We start from the raw sequence: 247 nt of genomic DNA on the forward strand, positions 1-247 counted from the left end.
ATTAAAAAATGATCATGAAAATTATAAATCATTAAAAGGAGTTATTGTAGAAAATAGTGGAACTATCTTAGAATCCTATATGATAGCAATTACAACTGTTAAGCAAGTTGTTGATCATTTACTAAATTTAAGTTGTACTGAATATATGAAGACAGATTTTTTAACTAATGAATACTTTATTGGTTCTCAATTTGAGTATTTATATAACAAGAGTTCAAATAACAAAATTAAAGAATTGATTTATAAT

1 protein-coding gene is annotated in these 247 nt (G+C 21.9%); it reads left to right on the top strand.

The window, feature by feature from the left end:
- Window positions 1–247 (top strand): hypothetical protein (locus CD111_RS12720; RefSeq protein WP_206124268.1); only part of this gene is annotated, 247 nt, incomplete at both ends.

The organism is Mammaliicoccus stepanovicii, from assembly GCF_002902525.1.
In the GTDB taxonomy this organism is placed as follows: Bacteria; Bacillota; Bacilli; order Staphylococcales; family Staphylococcaceae; genus Mammaliicoccus; species Mammaliicoccus stepanovicii.